The organism is Pseudonocardia sp. EC080619-01 (genome assembly GCF_001420995.1).
In the GTDB taxonomy this organism is placed as follows: domain Bacteria; phylum Actinomycetota; class Actinomycetes; order Mycobacteriales; family Pseudonocardiaceae; genus Pseudonocardia.
In genome coordinates this window covers 4,404,058-4,420,739 of sequence record NZ_CP012184.1, presented here as the reverse complement: position 1 = coordinate 4,420,739, position 16,682 = coordinate 4,404,058, and the positions used below count along the sequence as shown (strand labels likewise).

16 protein-coding genes are annotated in these 16,682 nt (G+C 74.7%); 7 read left to right on the top strand and 9 right to left on the bottom strand.

The window, feature by feature from the left end; genetic code table 11:
- Positions 1-20 precede the first annotated feature (20 nt).
- The 3 genes from AD017_RS20720 to AD017_RS20710 are packed head-to-tail and all read left to right on the top strand — an operon-like array spanning position 21 to position 2,527.
- Positions 21-1,184 carry a low temperature requirement protein A gene (locus AD017_RS20720; protein WP_202968886.1) on the top strand — a complete coding sequence of 388 codons (1,164 nt, stop codon included), beginning with the start codon at positions 21-23 and terminating at the stop codon, positions 1,182-1,184.
- Positions 1,185-1,199: 15 nt separating this feature from the next.
- Positions 1,200-1,562, top strand: a complete 363-nt coding sequence (locus tag AD017_RS20715) for a GNAT family N-acetyltransferase (protein ID WP_060575192.1) — start codon at positions 1,200-1,202, stop codon at positions 1,560-1,562.
- A complete protein-coding gene (locus tag AD017_RS20710; RefSeq protein ID WP_060575191.1) occupies positions 1,559-2,527 on the top strand; it encodes a pirin family protein in 969 nt (322 codons plus the stop codon). Before AD017_RS20715 ends, AD017_RS20710 begins: the two co-directional genes overlap by 4 nt.
- 18 nt (positions 2,528-2,545) lie before the next feature.
- Here AD017_RS20710 and AD017_RS20705 read toward each other — a convergent pair whose 3' ends face one another.
- Genes AD017_RS20705 through manD form a run of 5 tightly spaced genes read right to left on the bottom strand, consistent with a single transcriptional unit; the run spans position 2,546 to position 8,528 of the window.
- Positions 2,546-3,478 (bottom strand): sugar kinase, encoded by a 933-nt coding sequence (locus tag AD017_RS20705; RefSeq protein WP_060576509.1) that lies wholly within the window; start codon positions 3,476-3,478, stop codon positions 2,546-2,548.
- 26 nt (positions 3,479-3,504) lie between these two features.
- Positions 3,505-4,521 carry an L-idonate 5-dehydrogenase gene (locus AD017_RS20700; RefSeq protein ID WP_060575190.1) on the bottom strand — a complete coding sequence of 339 codons (1,017 nt, stop codon included), beginning with the start codon at positions 4,519-4,521 and terminating at the stop codon, positions 3,505-3,507.
- Positions 4,518-5,906, bottom strand: a complete 1,389-nt coding sequence (locus tag AD017_RS20695; protein WP_010224279.1) for an MFS transporter — start codon at positions 5,904-5,906, stop codon at positions 4,518-4,520. The genes AD017_RS20700 and AD017_RS20695 overlap by 4 nt, the downstream gene beginning before the upstream one ends.
- 34 nt (positions 5,907-5,940) lie before the next feature.
- Positions 5,941-7,323, bottom strand: coding sequence for a mannitol dehydrogenase family protein (locus AD017_RS20690; RefSeq protein ID WP_060575189.1), 1,383 nt, complete (start codon positions 7,321-7,323; stop codon positions 5,941-5,943).
- Positions 7,320-8,528, bottom strand: coding sequence for a D-mannonate dehydratase ManD (gene manD / locus AD017_RS20685; protein WP_060575188.1), 1,209 nt, complete (start codon positions 8,526-8,528; stop codon positions 7,320-7,322). Before manD ends, AD017_RS20690 begins: the two co-directional genes overlap by 4 nt.
- A 134-nt stretch (positions 8,529-8,662) precedes the next feature.
- On the opposite strand from manD, the gene AD017_RS20680 reads away from it, so the two are divergent.
- Positions 8,663-9,373 (top strand): GntR family transcriptional regulator, encoded by a 711-nt coding sequence (locus AD017_RS20680; protein ID WP_010231889.1) that lies wholly within the window; start codon positions 8,663-8,665, stop codon positions 9,371-9,373.
- Between the two features lie 9 nt (positions 9,374-9,382).
- Here the strand turns inward: AD017_RS20680 and AD017_RS20675 are convergent, their stop codons facing one another.
- The gene (locus AD017_RS20675) at positions 9,383-9,652 is read right to left on the bottom strand and encodes a hypothetical protein (RefSeq protein ID WP_010231891.1); all 270 of its coding nucleotides are present in this window, start codon (positions 9,650-9,652) and stop codon (positions 9,383-9,385) included.
- A gap of 180 nt (positions 9,653-9,832) precedes the next feature.
- Here AD017_RS20675 and AD017_RS20670 point away from each other — a divergent pair, with 180 nt between their 5' ends.
- Entirely contained in the window at positions 9,833-10,597 is a 765-nt protein-coding gene (locus AD017_RS20670) for an SGNH/GDSL hydrolase family protein (protein WP_202968885.1), read from the top strand.
- Between the two features lie 4 nt (positions 10,598-10,601).
- Here the strand turns inward: AD017_RS20670 and paaK are convergent, their stop codons facing one another.
- The gene (paaK, locus tag AD017_RS20665) at positions 10,602-11,924 is read right to left on the bottom strand and encodes a phenylacetate--CoA ligase PaaK (RefSeq protein WP_010224370.1); all 1,323 of its coding nucleotides are present in this window, start codon (positions 11,922-11,924) and stop codon (positions 10,602-10,604) included.
- Positions 11,921-13,951 carry a phenylacetic acid degradation bifunctional protein PaaZ gene (gene paaZ / locus AD017_RS20660; protein WP_060575187.1) on the bottom strand — a complete coding sequence of 677 codons (2,031 nt, stop codon included), beginning with the start codon at positions 13,949-13,951 and terminating at the stop codon, positions 11,921-11,923. Before paaZ ends, paaK begins: the two co-directional genes overlap by 4 nt.
- 150 nt (positions 13,952-14,101) lie before the next feature.
- Here paaZ and AD017_RS20655 point away from each other — a divergent pair, with 150 nt between their 5' ends.
- Together AD017_RS20655 and AD017_RS20650 are read left to right on the top strand one after the other, a co-directional pair.
- Positions 14,102-14,908, top strand: a complete 807-nt coding sequence (locus tag AD017_RS20655) for an enoyl-CoA hydratase/isomerase family protein (RefSeq protein ID WP_060575186.1) — start codon at positions 14,102-14,104, stop codon at positions 14,906-14,908.
- Positions 14,905-15,504, top strand: a complete 600-nt coding sequence (locus tag AD017_RS20650; RefSeq protein ID WP_060575185.1) for a TetR/AcrR family transcriptional regulator — start codon at positions 14,905-14,907, stop codon at positions 15,502-15,504. The genes AD017_RS20655 and AD017_RS20650 overlap by 4 nt, the downstream gene beginning before the upstream one ends.
- Before the next feature lie 83 nt (positions 15,505-15,587).
- On the opposite strand, the gene AD017_RS20645 is transcribed toward AD017_RS20650, so the two are convergent.
- Positions 15,588-16,514 (bottom strand): endonuclease domain-containing protein, encoded by a 927-nt coding sequence (locus AD017_RS20645; RefSeq protein ID WP_145982561.1) that lies wholly within the window; start codon positions 16,512-16,514, stop codon positions 15,588-15,590.
- Positions 16,515-16,682: the final 168 nt, after the last annotated feature.

Here is a 16,682-nt window from a genome sequence, read left to right as displayed (position 1 = left end):
CGGCACGCAACGATGACGCCGTGAGCACACCTTCGCTCGGCCTGAGCAGGATGCACCCGCGGGACCCGGACGAACCGCACCGGGTCGCGAGCCCTCTGGAGCTGTTCTTCGACCTGGTGTTCGTCGTCGCGGTGTCGCTGTCCTCGGCGGAGCTGCACCACGCCGAGTCGGGCGGTCACGTCGGCGCCGGGCTCGGCGGGTACCTGATCGTGTTCTTCGCGGTCTGGTGGGCCTGGATGAACTTCACCTGGTTCGCCAGCGCCTTCGACGTCGACGACTGGCTCTACCGGGTCCTGACGTTCGTGCAGATGGCGGGCGCGCTCGTGCTGGCCGCCGGGACCCCGGCCGCGATGGCCGGGTCGGGCTTCACCGTCACCGTCGCCGGCTACCTGATCATGCGGCTGGCGATGGTGACCCAGTGGCTGCGGGCCGCCGGATCGCACCCGGGCCTGCGGACGACCGCGCTGCGCTACGCCGGTGGGATCACCGGCGTCCAGGTGCTGTGGGTGCTGTGGGTGGTCTGGTCCCCGACCGGCGCGACCGGCGTCGTCACGTTCGTCGTGCTGGCACTGGCCGAGCTGTCGGTGCCGGTCCTCGCCGAGCGGGCGCGGAGCACGCCGTGGCACCCGCACCACATCGCCGAGCGGTACAGCCTGTTCACCCTGATCCTGCTCGGGGAGTCGATCCTGGCCTCGACCGGCGCCGTCGTCGACGCGCTCTCCTCCGCCGAGCACCTCGCCCCGCTGCTCGAGCTGTCGGCCTGCGGGCTCGTCCTGGCGGCCGGGATGTGGTGGATCTACTTCTGCCGGGAGCAGCACGAGCACGTCCGGTTCATGCCGCGCGCGCTGGTCTTCGGCTACGGCCACTACCTGATCTTCGCCGCGGCCGGGGCGTTCTCGGCGGGCATCGAGGTGGCCGTCGACGTCGACACCCGGCAGACCGGGCTCGCCGCGGCCGCCGGGGCGACGCTGACCGTGCCGGTGGCGGTGTTCGTGCTGGGGATCTGGGCGCTGTCGATCCGGCCGACCCTGTGCACGGGCCGCAATGCCGTCGTCGCCGGGCTGGCCGTGCTCCTCGGGCTGTCGGCGTTCGCGCCGTGGACGCCGGTCGTCGCGGCGGCACTCATGGTGGCCGTCGTGGTCGCGGTGGAGACCGCACCCGCGCGGAACACCGCGGACACCTGAGCGGTTGATCCGGTCATGTCGGACACCGAGGACCCGGTCGTCACCCACGAGCCGGGGCGCAGCCGCTACGAGATCGCGCTGGGCGGGACCCGGGTGGGCCTCGCCGCGTACGTCGACGACGGCGACGAGCGGCGGATCTTCCACCACACCGAGATCGACGACGCGTACGGCGGCCGTGGCCTCGCCGGGACGCTCGTGCGCGACGCGCTCTCCGACACCCGCGCGGCGGGGAGGAGGATCGTGCCCCTGTGCCCGTACGTCCGGCGCTGGGTCGGGACGCACGACGGGTTCGCCGACGTCCTCGACCCGGTGACCCCGGACGCGATCGCCACGGTCGAGCAGGCACTCGTCCGCGACACCGGGGAGGCCCGCCCGTGAGCAACGTCGAGACCGCGCCCGAGGCGCTCGTCTGCGGTGGTGACGCCGCGGCCGTCGAGCTGGTGGAGCCGCGCACGGTGCCGCTGGGCGGTCCGCGGGCGATCACGGTGCGCCGCACCCTGCCGCGCCGCGCGCGGTCGCTGATCGGCGCCTGGTGCTTCCTCGACCACTACGGCCCGGACCGCGTGTCCGACGCAGGCGGGATGGCCGTCCCCGGGCACCCGCACACCGGGCTGCAGACGGTGTCGTGGCTGTTCTCCGGCGAGATCGAGCACCGGGACACGACCGGCGCGCACGCGCTCGTCCGGCCCGGGGAGCTGAACCTGATGACGGCCGGGCGCGGCATCGCGCACTCGGAGTTCTCCACGCCCCGCACGGGTGTCCTGCACGGGGCCCAGCTGTGGGTGGCGCTGCCGGAGGCGCACCGGCAGACGGAGCCGGCGTTCGAGCACCACGTGCCACCGGCGACCGTGCTCGACGGTGCCACGGTGCGGGTCTTCCTCGGTTCGCTGGGCGGGTCGACGTCCCCGGTCGCGACGTTCTCGCCGCTGCTCGGCGCCGAGGTCGTGCTGCCCGCGGGCGCGGTGCTCGCCCCGGACGTCGACCCGGTCTTCGAGCACGGCGTGCTCGTCGACACCGGCGACGTCGAGGTCTGCGGGACGGCGGCGGCACCCGGCGAGCTGGTGTACCTCCCGCCCGGCCGGTCGGCGCTGGACCTGCGCGCCGGTGCCGACGGCGCCCGGGTGCTGCTGCTCGGCGGGGAGCCGCTGGGCGAGCGGATCGTCATGTGGTGGAACTTCGTCGGCTCGTCGCACGACGAGATCGCCGGCTACCGCGAGCAGTGGCAGGCCGAGCGCGCCGCAGGCGGGACGCCCGGCGGCCGGTTCGGCGGGTTCCCGGCGACCTGGGAGTCGACGCTCCCCGCACCGGAGCTGCCGAACGCGCGGCTCAGCCCGCGGGAGTAGCGCCGCCGGCGCGTCCGGTCAGCGGACCACCGCCCCGCTCCGTTCCGGACGGGCCAGGTCGGCGCGGGTGGGCAGCCCCTCCCAGTCGCCGCGCACCCGGCACACCGCGCCCCCGCAGGCGTTGCCGAGGGCGAGCTGCTCCCGCAGCGGGGCCCCGGCGAGCCGCTCGGCGAGGAACCCGGCGACGAACGCGTCCCCGGCACCGACGGCGTCGACGACGTCCACCGGTCCGGTCGGGACGTGCACCGGCCCGTCCGGCCCCGCCGCGACGGCGCCCAGCTCGCCGAGCTTGACCACCGCGGTCGCCGGGCCGAGCCCGGTGAGCGCGACGGCGAGCTCCGCGCCGCGGTCCGGGTCGTCGTCCCCGGCCGGGCGGTCGAGCAGCAGGGCCGCCTCGTCGGTCCCGGCGAGGACGACGTCGACCCCGGAGAGCAGGCCGGTCAGCACCGTCCGGGCCCGCTCGTCGGTCCACAGGGCGCGGCGGTGGTTGACGTCGAGCACCACCTCGGTGCCGGCCGCGCGGGCGACGGCGACCGCGCGCCGCACGACGGCCAGCGGGCCGGAGCCGAGCGCCGGTGTGATGCCGGTCAGGTGCAGCACCCGCGCCGCCTCGATCTCCGCCGCGACCGGGTCCAGGTCCTCCGGGGTCCAGCGGGCGGCGGCGCTCGCCGACCGGTAGTAGCGGACCCGGCGGGGCCTGCCGTCGCGCATCTCCTTGAGCATGATCCCGGTCGGGGCGTCCGGGTCGCGCTCGGCGAGCACCCGCACACCCTCGGCGCGGATCTCGCGGACGACGGCCGTGCCGAGGTCGTCGTCGCCGACCCGGCTGATCCAGGTGACGTCGTGGCCGAGGCGGGCCAGCCCGATCGCGACGTTCGACTCCGCCCCGCCGATGCCGACGCCGAGCGCCGAGCCCGCCACCAGCCGGTCCCCCGGCGTCAGCAGCGCCATCGTCTCGCCGAGGGTCACGACCCCGCTCACCGGTCGAGCCTCAGCATGACCTTGCTGCTGCCCGGGGCGGCGGCGACGGCGATCGCCTCCCCGGCGTCGGCGAGGTCGAACCGGTGGCTGACGACCGGGGACACGTCGACGCCGTCGGCCAGTGCGGTCAGCGCGTCGGCGATCTCGACGAACCGGAACGAGCCGACCCAGGTGATCTCGCGGGTCACCAGGTCGCCCAGCGCGGCCGGGGCGGGGGCGCCCGGCAGGTTCCCGACCTGCACGACGGTCCCGCCACGGGCGCAGGCGCGCAGGACCGGGCCGAGTGCGGACGGCGCGCCGGACGCCTCGATCACGACGTGGACGTCGTCGGGCAGTGGCTGTGCGGAGACATCGACGACGGCGTCGGCCCCCATCGCGCGGGCGACCGCCAGCGAGGCGGGGTCGACGTCGGACGCGACCACGGTGGCCGCGCCGCGGTACCGGGCCGCGGCCACCGCGAGGCAGCCGATCGGGCCCGCCCCGTTGACGAGGACGGTCCGCCCGGTGAGGTCCCCGGCCCGCCCGGCCGCGTGCAGCGCGACGGCCAGCGGCTCGGCGAGCGCGCCGTGCTCGGTGCCGACACCGCCGGGCAGGACCCGGACCTGGTCGGCGGGGACCGTGCGCAGGCCGCTGAACCCGCCGTCGGTGTGCGGGTCGAAGGCGGCCGAACCGAGGTAGCGCACCCGCGGGTGGAGGTTCGTCCGCCCGGCGATCCGGCAGGGCAGCTCCCGGTCCCCGACGAGGGTCGCCGGGTGGACGGTGACCGGCGTGCCCGGTTCGGGCCCGGTCACGTCCGGGCCGAGTGCGGCGACCCGGCCGGCCACCTCGTGCCCGAGCACCAGCGGGTGGCGGAGTGTCGCGGTGCCCGAGCCGCCGTGGCGCCAGTAGGAGATGTCGGAGCCGCAGATGCCGCCCCACTCCATGGCGACCAGGACCTCCCCCGGCCCGGGTGCCGGATCGGGGCGCTCGTCGACCCGCAGGTCGCCGGGTGCGTGTACGACGACGGACCTCATGCGGCGTCCTCCAGGCGGACCAGGTCGCGGCCCCGGGTCTCCGGCGCGAGGAGCGCGGCGACCAGGGTGATCGACGAGTAGACGACGAGCATCACCGCGATCGGCCACCAGCTGCCGGTGACCGCGGTGAAGGTGGCGGCGAGGACGGGGCCGATCGCGGTGGCGAGGACGCCGCCGACCTCCTTGGCCAGCGCGAGCTGGGTGAAGCGGGTGCGCGACCCGAAGAGCTCGGCCATGGTCACGCTCTCCGCGGAGAAGATGCCCAGCACGCCGAGGTTGAGCGCGATCACCATCGCCAGCGTCAGCAGCACGGTGTTCCCGCTGACGATCATCAGCATCAGCGGGAACGCGAGCACCGCGGTCGCCACGGTCAGTCCGATGTAGACGGGGCGGCGGCCGATCCGGTCGCTGAGCAGCCCGATCAGCGGCACGGTGACGAACCCGACGAGGGAGCCGATCACGATCGCGTCGGTGGGGACCGAGCGGTCCATCATCAGGTTGGTCGCGATGAAGCCGACCAGGAAGGTCTGGACGAGGCCGGAGTTGCCGGCCTGGCCGAAGCGCAGCCCGAGCGCGAGCAGGAACGCCCGTCCCTTGCGCTGCTTCAGCCCGGCCTCCAGGACGCTCGTCCCGGGCTGCTGCGCGGCGGCGTCGGTCAGCTCGTCGCGGCTGAGCGCGACGCCGTCGACGACGTCGGCCCGCTCCTCGAAGACCGGGCTCTCCTTCACGTTGCGCCGCAGCCACACCGCCAGGATCAGCAGCACGAAGCTCAGCAGGAACGGCAGCCGCCAGCCCCAGGAGACGAGCTGCTCCTCGGTGAGGACGACGAGCAGGATCGCCCAGATGCCCGACGCGGCGAGCGTGCCCGAGTTGGTGCCCAGCGAGACGAGCGACCCGATCAGGCCCCGGCGCCGGTTCGGCGCGTACTCCACCAGCATCACGGTGGCGCCGGCGATCTCCGCACCGGCGCCGAAGCCCTGCGCCAGGCGGAGCACGACGAGCAGGACGGGCGCCAGGATGCCGATCTGGGCGTAGGTCGGGAGCGCACCGATGAGCGTGGTCGAGACGCCCATCAGCAGGATCGTGAGGTAGAGGACCTTCTTGCGGCCCAGCCGGTCGCCCATCCGTCCGAAGTAGACGGCGCCGGCGAGCCGGGCGACGTAGCCGACGCCGTAGGTCGCCATGGCGGCGATGAGGCCGACGGCGGGGTGCACGTCGGGGAAGAAGACCTGGTTGAAGACGATCGCGGCCGCCAGCGAGTACAGCTGGAAGTCCATGAACTCCATCGCCGTACCGAGCCAGCCGGACGCGGCGGCCTTGCCGAGATCCCGCGTGGAGCGGGTGGCCGGTCCCGGGGAGCCGGTCGTCGTGGTGTGGTCCGTCATCAAGAACTCCGTTGCTCCGTGACCGGGTGGTGGATCAGAGCTCGACGCGTCCGGCGCCGAGTGCGGGCAGGTGCGCGGCGACGCCGGTGACCAGGTCGTCGTCCGCGGCGAGATCGGGGGCCCCTGCGGTGTCCAGGAGCATGCGGACGGTCGCGGCCGGGTCGGTGGTGCCGGGCCGGGTGGCGTGCACCCAGCCGGCGAGTGCGAGCCGCAGCACGGGGCCGCCGCCCCCGGCCCGCAGCACCGGGAACCAGCGCTCGGCGATCTTCTGCGAGCCGTCGGAGCCGATCTGGCGCAGGCGGTGCCGGATCCCCGGGTTCCCGAAGCGTGCCACGAGGGCGTCGGCGTAGGCGGCCGGGTCCGGCCCGCCGGCGGGCAGGGTCGGCGCGACCTCGGTGGCGAGAGCGCGGACCAGCGGCGCGCCCCAGTGCGTGGCCATCGTGTCGGCGACCGTCTCCACCCCGGCGGCGAGGCCGAGGTAGGCGAGCGCCGAGTGCGCGCCGTTGAGCAGCCGCAGCTTGGTCAGCTGGAACGGCGCGACGTCGCCGACCAGCTCGGCACCGGCGAGCTCCCAGCGCGGCCGCGGCCCGGCGAAGCGGTCCTCGACCACCCACTGCAGGTAGCTCTCGCCGGTCACCGGGACGGCGTCCACGGTGCCGAGGGCCGCCGCCGCGGCGGCGCGGTCGGCGTCGGTGGTGGCGGGCACGATCCGGTCGACGACGGTCGCGGGGAACGTGACCGCGGTGTCCATCGCCGCCAGCACCCGGTCCCGGTCCGGCCACGCCGACGCGGCGACGAAGCCCCGGACGACGGCGGCGGTCACCGCGCCGTTGTCCGCCGTGTTGTCGCAGGACACGACGCTGATCGGCGCGCCGCCGTCCCGCATCCGGCGGGCGAGTCCGGCGGCGAGCGCCCCGATCGGGGTCCGCAGGGGCCCGGTGCCGGCGAGGTCGGCGGCGACGTCCGGGTCGGTGGTGTCCGGCCCGCCGCCGGGGCCCCGGCGGTAGCCCTTCTCGGTCAGCGTCAGGGTCACGACGGTGACGTCCGGGTCGGCGAGCAGGCCGGACACCCGTCCGGCGTCCGGGCCCAGCCGCAGCGCCTCCACCACCGCCCCGACGACCGCGGTGCGCGGACCGGCCGGGCCGTGCTCGGTCAGCGAGTAGAGGTGGTCCTGCGCCCGCAGCCCGTCGACGACGTCCGCCGAGCGCGGCGCGACTCCGGCGACGCCCCACGGCTCGCCGGTGGCCGCGGCGGCGCGCTCGGTGCACGGCGCCTGGTGGGCCCGGTGGAACGCGCCGAGCCCCAGGTGCAGCACGCGCGGCCGCAGGTCACCGGGATCGACGGCCGGGCGGGCGTCGGCGGGGACGCGGGCGAGCGTCGCGCGCCCCAGCGCGGGACGGGTCGTGGGCGCGCTCACCAGTCGTGCACCGAGCCGTCGAGCCGGCGCGCGACCGGCAGGTACCGCTGCCGGTACGGGAACCGCTCGGCCGCCGTCTCGTCGTAGGTCACGCCCAGCCCCGGCTCGTCGGACGGGTGCAGCATGCCGTCGGCGAGCGTCGGCCCGCCGTGGAACACCTCCGCGGCCTCCGGCGGGTGGCCCATGTACTCCTGGATGCCGAAGTTCGGCACCGCGAGATCGAGGTGGACGGCCGCGGCCATGCTGACCGGGGAGAGGTCGGTGGCGCCGTGCGAGCCGGTGCGCACCTGGTACAGCGCGGCCAGGTCGAAGATCCGCCGCAGGTGGGTGATGCCCCCGGCGTGCACGACGGTGGTGCGCACGTAGTCGATCAGCTGCCCGGTGATGAGCTGCTGGACGTCCCAGATCGAGCTGAGGATCTCGCCGGTCGCGATCGGCGTCGTCGTGTGCTGCCGGATCAGGCGGAACGCCTCCTGGTCCTCGGCCGGGGTCGGGTCCTCCATCCAGAACAGGCGCGCGGGCTCGACGTCCTTCCCGAACCGGGCCGCCTCGATCGGGGACAGCCGGTGGTGGACGTCGTGCAGCAGGTGGAAGCCGAACCCGAAGCGCTCCCGCACCGCCTCCAGGTACCCGGGGGCGAAGGCCAGGTAGGCCTCGGTGTCCCAGGGCTGCTCGTCGGGCAGCTCGGTGTCGGCGGGCTCGTAGAGCGCGCCCTTGCGGACGCCGTAGGTGCCCCCGACGCCGGGCACGGCCGCCTGGGCGCGGACGGCCCTGAAGCCCTGCTCCAGGAACCGCTCGACGTCGTCGAGCAGCTCCGGGACGTCCCGTCCGCTGGCATGCGAGTAGACCAGCACGCCGTCCCGGGAGCGGCCGCCGAGCAGCTCGTAGACGGGCAGGCCGGCGACCCGGCCCTTGATGTCCCACAGCGCGGTGTCGACGGCCGAGATCGCGGTCATCGTGACCGGGCCGCGCCGCCAGTAGGCGCCCTTGTACAGGTACTGCCAGGTGTCCTCGATGCGCGCCGGGTCGCGGCCGATCAGCAGCGGCACCAGGTGGTCGCGCAGGTAGCTCGCGACGGCGAGCTCGCGGCCGTTGAGCGTGGCGTCGCCGAGCCCGACGACCCCGTCGGACGTGGTGATGCGCAGGGTGACGAAGGTGCGCCCGGGCGAGGCGACGAACACCTCGGCCCGCTCGATCGTGCTCATCGCTGAACTCCCGTTCCGAGATCCGTGCCGTCGCCGTCCTCCGCCCCTGCTGTCGCGAAGTACTTGCATACAAGCATCCGTCGGGATGATGGCGCAAGTGCCGGTGACGGTGTCGCTGCGGATATCGTGGGGCCGTGCCACCGAACGGGACGCGGCGGACGAGCCGCCGGGAGGTCTACGAGACCCTGCGCCGTGAGGTGCTGACCCTCGGGCTCGCGCCCGGCGCCGCGCTGTCCGAGAACGAGCTCGCCGCCCGGCTCGGCGTGAGCCGCACCCCGATCCGCGAGAGCCTCGTCCTGCTCGTCGAGGAGGGCCTGGTGCAGGTCTTCCCGAAGATCGGGTCGTTCGTGTCCCGGGTCGACCCGGCGCGCGTCGCCGACGCGCAGTTCGTCCGTGAGGCGATCGAGCTGGCCGCGCTGCAGGACCTGCCCGGCGAGCCGGATCCCGCGGTCGTCGCCGAGCTGCGGGAGAACCTGGCCGCCCAGCAGCGGCCGGGACTGGACCAGGACGCGTTCTTCGAGCTGGACGAGGCGTTCCACCAGGGCCTGCTCCGGCTCAGCGGGCACGGCAGCGCCTGGACGACGGTGGTCTCCGCGAAGGGGCACCTGGACCGGGCCCGCCGGCTCGGGCTGTCGGAGAGCCCGCCGACCGAGTACGCCGCGCAGCACGTGCGGATCCTCGACGCCGTGCTGTCCGGTGACACCGGATCCGCCCACGCCGCGATGCGCGGCCACCTGCGGGCCGTGTTCGACGACATCGAGCGGATCCGCGAGCGCTCACCCGAGCTGTTCTCGGCCGACCCGGCCTCGGTGCCGGTGCGGCGCAGCGTCGTCGTCTGGGAGTGACGCCCGGGGTCAGCCGTGCTCGGCCCGCACCACCGCGACGACCCGGCGCAGCTGCTCCAGCAGCAGGTCGGCGTCGCGCCCGTCGGGTTCGAGGGTGCCCTCGACCCGGCCGACCTCGCCGGAGAGATCGACCCACAGGTCGCGCACGGCGTACCGGCGCGAACGCAGTGTCGTGAGGACCTTCATCAGGCCCTCGGTCCCGCCGGTGACGAGCAACGTGAAGCGGTGGCCGGCCGGCGTCGTGGTGGTCGCCGGTTCGGCGGAGGTGAGCGTGTCCATCGGATCTCCGTGGGTCGCGGTCGCGAGGGGATCCGGCCAGGTCCGGGTGGCGGCACGACGTCGCGCGCGCCGGCGACCTGGGTTCAGCCGGCGCGCCGGGTAATCACCAGTCCGCGCACCGGACAAGGGTAACAGCCGTCACCACCCCACCCGGCCGCCACGACCGTTGCGGGGCGGATCATGGACCGCGTGCGGTACGTGGCGATCGGGGACAGCTTCACCGAGGGCGTGGGTGACGAGGACGCCGCGGGCACCCCGCGCGGCTGGGCGGACCGGGTCGCGGCCGGGCTGGCCGGGGCGTCGGGCGGGCCGGTGTCGTACGCGAACCTGGCCGTGCGCGGGCGGCTGCTCGACGACGTCGTCGGCCGCCAGCTGGACGCCGCGCTCGCGCTCGACCCGCTCCCCACGATGGTCACGCTCAACGGCGGCGGGAACGACATGCTGCGCCCGCGCAGCGACCTGGCGCGGCTGCGCGCCCTCACCGCGTCCGCGGTCCGCCGGTGCGCCGACGCGGGGGTCCGGCTGGTGCTGCTCAGCGGCGCGGACCCGTCGGCCGGGCTGCCGATGGGCCGGGTCGTGCACCGGCGGGCGGCGGCGCTGACCGGCGCCGTCGCGGACCTCGCGGGCGAGCACGGCCTGACCCTCGTCGACGCCTTCTCCGACACCGAGATCCGCGGGCCGGGCTACTGGTCGCCGGACCGGCTGCACCTCGGCCCGGCCGGGCACGTGCGCGTCGCCGGGCTGGTGCTGGACGCGCTCGGGGTCCGCGGCTCGCTCCCGGCGGCGGGCACCGCCCCGGACGCCCCGCCGCGCGCCGGGACGCAGCTCGCGTACTACCGCGAGCACGTCCTGCCGTGGATCGGCAGGCGGTTGCGCGGCCGTTCCTCCGGCGACGGCCGCCCCGCGAAGTACCCGGACTGGACGACGGTGCCGCCCGCCGGCTGAGCCGTCACGAACGGCGGTCCTGGAGCCGCTGCAGCTTCCCGACCGACCGCTCCAGCGTGTCCGGGTCGACGACCTCGCAGGTCACGGTCACGCCGACGGTCTCCTTCACCGCGCGCACGAGCTCGGCCGCGGCCGGTTCGCGCCGGTCGGCGGGGGTGTCGTGGCGGGCCTCGACGCGGACGCCCAGCGCGTCCATCCGGCCCTCGGTCGTCAGCACCAGCTGGAAGTGCGGCGCGAACCCCGGGGTGCGCAGGACGATCTCCTCGATCTGGGTCGGGAAGACGTTCACCCCGCGCAGGATGATCATGTCGTCGGACCGGCCGGTGATCTTGGCCATCCGGCGCATCTGCGGCCGCGCGGTGCCGGGCAGCAGCGTCGTGAGGTCCCGGGTGCGGTAGCGGATGATCGGCAGCCCCTCCTTGGTGAGGCTGGTGAACAGCAGCTCCCCCTCCTCGCCGTCGGGGAGCGGGGTGCCCTCGAGCGGGTCGACGACCTCGGGCAGGAAGTGGTCCTCCCAGATGTGCAGGCCGTCCTTGGTCTCCACGCACTCCTGCGAGACGCCGGGGCCCATCACCTCGGAGAGCCCGTAGATGTCGACGGCGTGGATGCCGGCGCGCGCCTCGATCTCCGCGCGCATCTGCTCGGTCCACGGCTCGGCGCCGAAGATCCCGACCCGCAGGCTGGAGCTGCGCGGGTCGATGCCCTGGCGCTCGAACTCGTCGAGCAGGGTGAGCATGTAGCTCGGGGTCAGCATGATGACCTCGGGCTCGAAGTCGGTGATCAGCTGCACCTGGCGCGGGGTCATGCCGCCGGAGACCGGGATCGCGGTGGCGCCGAGCTTCTCGACGCCGTAGTGCGCGCCGAGCCCGCCGGTGAACAGGCCGTACCCGTAGGCGACGTGCACCCGGTGCCCGGGTCGCCCGCCGGCCGCCCGGATCGAGCGGGCCACGAGCGTCGCCCACCGGTCGATGTCCCCGGCGGTGTAGCCGACGACGGTCGGACGGCCGGTCGTCCCGGACGACGCGTGGATCCGCGCGATCCGCTCCCGCGGCACGGCGAACATGCCGAACGGGTAGGTCTCCCGCAGGTCGGCCTTGGTGGTCGTCGGGAACCTCGCGATGTCGGCGAGCTCGCGGCAGTCCTCGGGCCGGACGCCGTGCGCGTCGAACTTCTCGCGGTAGTGCGGCACGTTCTCGTAGGCGTGCCGCAGCGTCCACTGCAGACGCTCGAGCTGCAGCGCACGGAGCTCGTCGACCGACATGCGCTCGGCCGGGTCGAGCAGCCCGGCCGGGGGCGCGTCCCCGAACCGCTTCGTGGCGGTGGTCATGAGTCCTTCTTCGCGACGAGGGTGAGGACGTCGTAGCGGGCGACGGACTCGCCGTCCTGGCGGGTGACGTCGGCGTCCCACCGGACCTCGCCGTACCCGGCGGACTCGCGCGGGGTGAGCTGCTTGCAGGTCAGGGTCACGGTGAGCTCGTCGTCGAAGCGGACGGGCGTGAGGAAACGCAGCCCGTCGACGCCGAAGTTGGCCAGCACCGGGCCGGGGTCCGGATCGACGAACAGGCCGGCGGCCAGCGAGACGACGAGGTAGCCGTGCGCGACACGCTGCCCGAACAGCGGGTTCGCCGCGGCGGCCGCCTCGTCCATGTGGGCGTAGAACGTGTCGCCGGTGAACTCGGCGAAGTGCTCGACGTCCTCGCGGGTGACCCGGCGCGGGCCCGCGACCAGGCAGTCGCCGGGACGGAGCTCCTCGAGGTGCCTGCGGAAGGGGTGCACGTCGGACTCGTGGCGCTGCGCGCCGGTGACCCAGCGGCCGGTGATCGCGGCGAGCGAGTCCGGGTCGGCCTGGACCGCGGTGCGCTGCATGTGGTGCAGGACCCCGCGGATCCCGCCCATCTCCTCGCCGCCGCCGGCCCGGCCGGGACCGCCGTGGACCAGCTGCGGCGGCGGGGACCCGTGGCCGGTGGACTCGCCGGCGTCGCGGGCGTTGAGCACGTGCACGCGGCCGTGGAACGGCGCGATGCCGAGCACGACCTCGCGGACGAACGCCGGGTCGGCGGAGACGACCGAGCCGGCCAGCGAGCCCTGCCCGCGCGCGGCGTACTCGACGAGCCGGTCGGTGGTGTCGTAGGGCAGGACGGTCGCGACCGGGCCGAACGCCTCCACCTCGTGCGGCTCGGCGCGGTCGGGGTCGCCGACGAGCAGCAGCGGGGACACGAATGCGCCGCGGTCGGCGTCGGCGCCGGTCACCTCGACGTGGTCGGGGTCGCCGGACACGATCCGGCCGGCGTCGCGCAGGGCCTTCACGCTGCGCCGGACCTCCTCGCGCTGGTCGAGGCTCGCGAGCGCGCCCATCCGGACACCCTCGGCGCCGGGCGCGCCGACGACGACCGTCGCGAGCCGCGCCGATGCGGCCTCGACGACGGCGTCGAGGTGGGCGCTGGGGACGAACGCGCGCCGGATCGCGGTGCACTTCTGCCCGGCCTTGACCGTCATCTCGGTGGTCAGGGCCTTCACGAACAGGTCGAACTCGTCGGTGCCCGGGCCCGCGTCGGGGCCGAGCGCGGCGAGGTTCAGGGAGTCGGCCTCGGCGGAGAACCGGACGGCGTTGCGGACGATCGCCGGGTGCGACCGCAGGGTCTGCGCGGTCGAGGCCGAGCCGGTGAAGGACACGACGTCCTGCCCGGTCAGGTGCTCGAAGCAGTCCCCCAGCCCGCCCGCGACGAACTGGACGGCGCCGGTGGGCAGCAGGCCCGAGTCCACGACCAGCTCGACGAGCTTCGCGGTGAGGAACGCCGTGGGCGACGCCGGCTTGATCAGCGTGGGGACCCCGGCCAGGAAGGCGGGGGCGAGCTTCTCCAGCGGGCCCCATACGGGGAAGTTGAACGCGTTGACCTGCACCGTCACGCCACGGAGCGGGGTGAGGACGTGCTGGCCGAGGAACGTGCCGCCGCGCCCCAGGGGCTCGACGTCGCCCTCGACGACCACGGTGTCGTTGGGCAGTTCGCGCTTGGCCTTCGAGGCGTAGGCGAGCAGCACGCCGATGCCGCCGTCGACGTCGAACTTCGAGTCGCCGAGCGTCGCACCGGTCTGCGCCGAGACCGCATAGAGCTCCTCGCGGTGCTCGCGCAGGTGCTGCCCGAGCGCCTTGAGCAACGCGGCGCGCTGGTGGAACGTGAGTTCCCGCAGCGCCGGGCCGCCGGTCCGGCGGCCGAAGTCGAGTGCGGCGCCGAGATCGAGGCCGTCGGCGGAGATCCGCGCGACCTCCTCGCCGGTCACCGCGTCGTGCAGCGGGCGCCCCTCACCGGTCCCGGTCTGCCAGGTACCCGCGAGATGGCTGCGGAGCAGGGTCATCGGCGACGCCTCCGTCGTAGCTCGTCGTTGAACCGACCGTTCGTTCGGCTGCGAACCTAGCACTGCCGGACACCCGGCGGCCAGAGCTGCCCGGCAGCTGCCCGGCGCGGATGAGGGACCGATCGTTCGGTCGGCCGCTAGGGTGGCCGGATGGCCGACTCCGAACCCGCCGTCCTCGTCACCCGCGACGACACCGACCCCGCCGTCGCGGTGATCACGCTGAACCGGCCGGCGAAGTACAACGCGCTCACCGTCGAGCTCAAGGAGGCCCTGCTCCCCGCGATCACCGGCGTGTCCGCGGACGACTCGGTCCGCGCCGTCGTCATCACCGGGGCCGGGAAGGCGTTCTGTGTCGGGCAGGACCTCGGCGAGCACGCCGCCGCGCTCGAGAAGGACCCGACGACCGCGCTCGACACCGTCCGCGACCACTACAACCCGCTCGTCCTCGCGATCACCGGGACGCCGAAGCCGGTCGTCGCGGCGATCAACGGGCCGTGCGTGGGCGCAGGGCTCGGCCTCGCGCTGGCCGCCGACCTGCGGGTGGGCGCCGCGGGGCTGAAGTTCGGCACCGCGTTCACCGGGATCGGCCTGGGCGCCGACAGCGGCCTGTCGGCGAGCCTGGCGCACGCCGTCGGCGTCTCGCGCGCGACCGAGCTGCTGCTCCTGAACGAGCAGTTCACCGCCGAGGACGCCCGGAACTGGGGCCTGCTGCGCGACGTCGTCCCGGCCGAGGAGGTGCTGGACTCGGCGCTGGAGCTGGCCCGGAAGCTGGCTGCCGGCCCGACCCGCGCCTACGCCGAGGTGAAGGGCGCCATCCGGTTCGGCGCCGTCAACGAGATGCCGGCCGTGCTGGAGTACGAGGCCGACGCCCAGGTCCGGCTGGCGACGACGACGGATCACCAGGGAGCCGTCAGCGCGTTCCTGGCGAAGAAGGCCCCCACGTTCGAGGGCCGATGAGCGCCGCGCCGGCGAAGCGGGCCCGCCGACCCTCCGGCGGGCGGGACCAGCTGCTCGAGACCGCGGTCGGCGAGTTCATCGCCCGCGGCTACGACGCGACGTCGATGGAGGACCTGTCCCGCGCCGCGGGGATCACCAAGTCGTCCTTCTACCACCACTTCGCCGGCAAGGAGGCGCTGCTGCGCGCCGCCCTCGAACGGGCCGTGGACGGCCTGTTCGGCGTCCTCGACCTGCCCGCCGCCCAGGAGGGCACCCCCGCCGGACGGCTCCGGGTGATCGTCGCCGAGCAGGTCCGGGTGCTCATGACCGAGCTCCCCTACGTGACGCTGCTGCTGCGGGTGCGCGGCAACACCGAGACCGAGCGCTGGGCGCTGGAGCGGCGGCGCGCGTTCGACACGGCGATCACGACCCTCGTCCGCGACGCCGTCGACGCCGGCGAGGTCCGCTCCGACGTGGACCCCGCACTGGCCGCCCGGCTGCTCTCGGGCGTCGTGAACTCGATCGTCGAGTGGTACCGCCCGGACCGCCCCGCCACGGCAACCCTCCCGGAAGACGCGGTGAGAGCAACCTTCGAGGGCATAGTCCCCACCCCCTGACCGGCTCAGGCCGTCGAGTCGCACGGTGCGGCCCCGGCGAGGGCCGAACCGTGCACCCCGATCGCGACGCCGGCGCCCCGAGCTCAGCCGGCGAGCCGGAGCAGGTGGTGCCGGACCGTGCCGGCGACGCGATCGGGGTAGCGGATCACCTCGCTCGCGTCGGGCCGGAGGACGGTCCAGCCCTGCGCGGTCAGGAACGCCTGCCGTGCCAGGTCCTCACGCGCCTGCCACGGGTCGAGGTGGTGACCGCCGTCGTACTCGATGCCGAGGAGGAGATCCGGGTACGCGAGGTCGATCCGGTACGTCCCGACCGGATGTTGCAGCACCGGAGGACGGACGCCGTGGTCGTGCAGGGCGAGCCGGACCCGTGTCTCCATCGGGGACTCCGCGAGCGGGCTCGCCAGGGCGACGAGCCCGGCGAGGCGCGCGACACCCCGGCTCCCGGGATGCCGAGCGTGCACGCCGAGCACCTCCTGCGGTGCGAAGCCACCGACCCGGGAGAGCGCGTCGAGCGCGATCACCGCGTCGAGCCGTGGCTCGCGCCGCGCGAGGTCGAACGCGGTGCGCAGCGCCGACGTCGTGACCACCGTCCGGCCGGGAACGAACCGGCGCCGCCGCCCCGGCAGCGGGATCGGAACCCCGTACACGATCTCGTCCGGCAGCACCGCGGCATGCATCGGGCGCAGGCCCTCCCGGTTGCGGCGGTGCCCCTTCGGCACCATCACCTCGACCGGTACGGAGCGGGGCGCGCAGTCGGCGCCCAGCATCTCGGCGGCCGACCAGGCCGCGAGGGCGGTCGCACCGCCGGTGTGCACCCGTGCCCGGCGGTCCTCCAGGGCACCCACGGCGAGCGCCGCAGCCTCACAGCGCACCAGGTACGTGAGTGCGACGTCCGCGGACAGGAAGACGTCCCGGAACAGCGCCCGGAAACGCGGCCCGCGGAGTTGCTTACGGGTCACGAGGCCCGCAGCGACGGCCGCCGCCCCGAAGAAGGGTCGTGTCACATCCATGCGACTCCGACGACACCGCCCCCACCCCGGTTCCCCCCATCCCGCCGCAGGGCACCCACAACCGCGCAGACGAGGATCGATCATCACGTTCCGGCCCCGCCCGGGGCATCGGCGTGCTGATCGACCGGCACCGCCTCGTGGAAGGGGGTGGGGTTGCGCTCTTGGGGA

Excerpts from the sequence above, each read along its gene's own strand:
- AD017_RS20655 (WP_060575186.1), top strand. The coding sequence starts at position 14,102 with ATGGCCGACTCCGAACCCGCCGTCCTCGTCACCCGCGACGACACCGAC.
- AD017_RS20675 (WP_010231891.1), bottom strand. The coding sequence starts at position 9,652 with ATGGACACGCTCACCTCCGCCGAACCGGCGACCACCACGACGCCGGCC.
- AD017_RS20705 (WP_060576509.1), bottom strand. The coding sequence starts at position 3,478 with ATGGCGCTGCTGACGCCGGGGGACCGGCTGGTGGCGGGCTCGGCGCTC.
- AD017_RS20700 (WP_060575190.1), bottom strand. The coding sequence starts at position 4,521 with ATGAGGTCCGTCGTCGTACACGCACCCGGCGACCTGCGGGTCGACGAG.
- AD017_RS20650 (WP_060575185.1), top strand. The coding sequence starts at position 14,905 with ATGAGCGCCGCGCCGGCGAAGCGGGCCCGCCGACCCTCCGGCGGGCGG.
- AD017_RS20695 (WP_010224279.1), bottom strand. The coding sequence starts at position 5,906 with ATGACGGACCACACCACGACGACCGGCTCCCCGGGACCGGCCACCCGC.
- paaZ (WP_060575187.1), bottom strand. The coding sequence starts at position 13,951 with ATGACCCTGCTCCGCAGCCATCTCGCGGGTACCTGGCAGACCGGGACC.
- AD017_RS20715 (WP_060575192.1), top strand. The coding sequence starts at position 1,200 with ATGTCGGACACCGAGGACCCGGTCGTCACCCACGAGCCGGGGCGCAGC.
- AD017_RS20670 (WP_202968885.1), top strand. The coding sequence starts at position 9,833 with ATGGACCGCGTGCGGTACGTGGCGATCGGGGACAGCTTCACCGAGGGC.
- paaK (WP_010224370.1), bottom strand. The coding sequence starts at position 11,924 with ATGACCACCGCCACGAAGCGGTTCGGGGACGCGCCCCCGGCCGGGCTG.
- AD017_RS20645 (WP_145982561.1), bottom strand. The coding sequence starts at position 16,514 with ATGGATGTGACACGACCCTTCTTCGGGGCGGCGGCCGTCGCTGCGGGC.
- manD (WP_060575188.1), bottom strand. The coding sequence starts at position 8,528 with ATGAGCACGATCGAGCGGGCCGAGGTGTTCGTCGCCTCGCCCGGGCGC.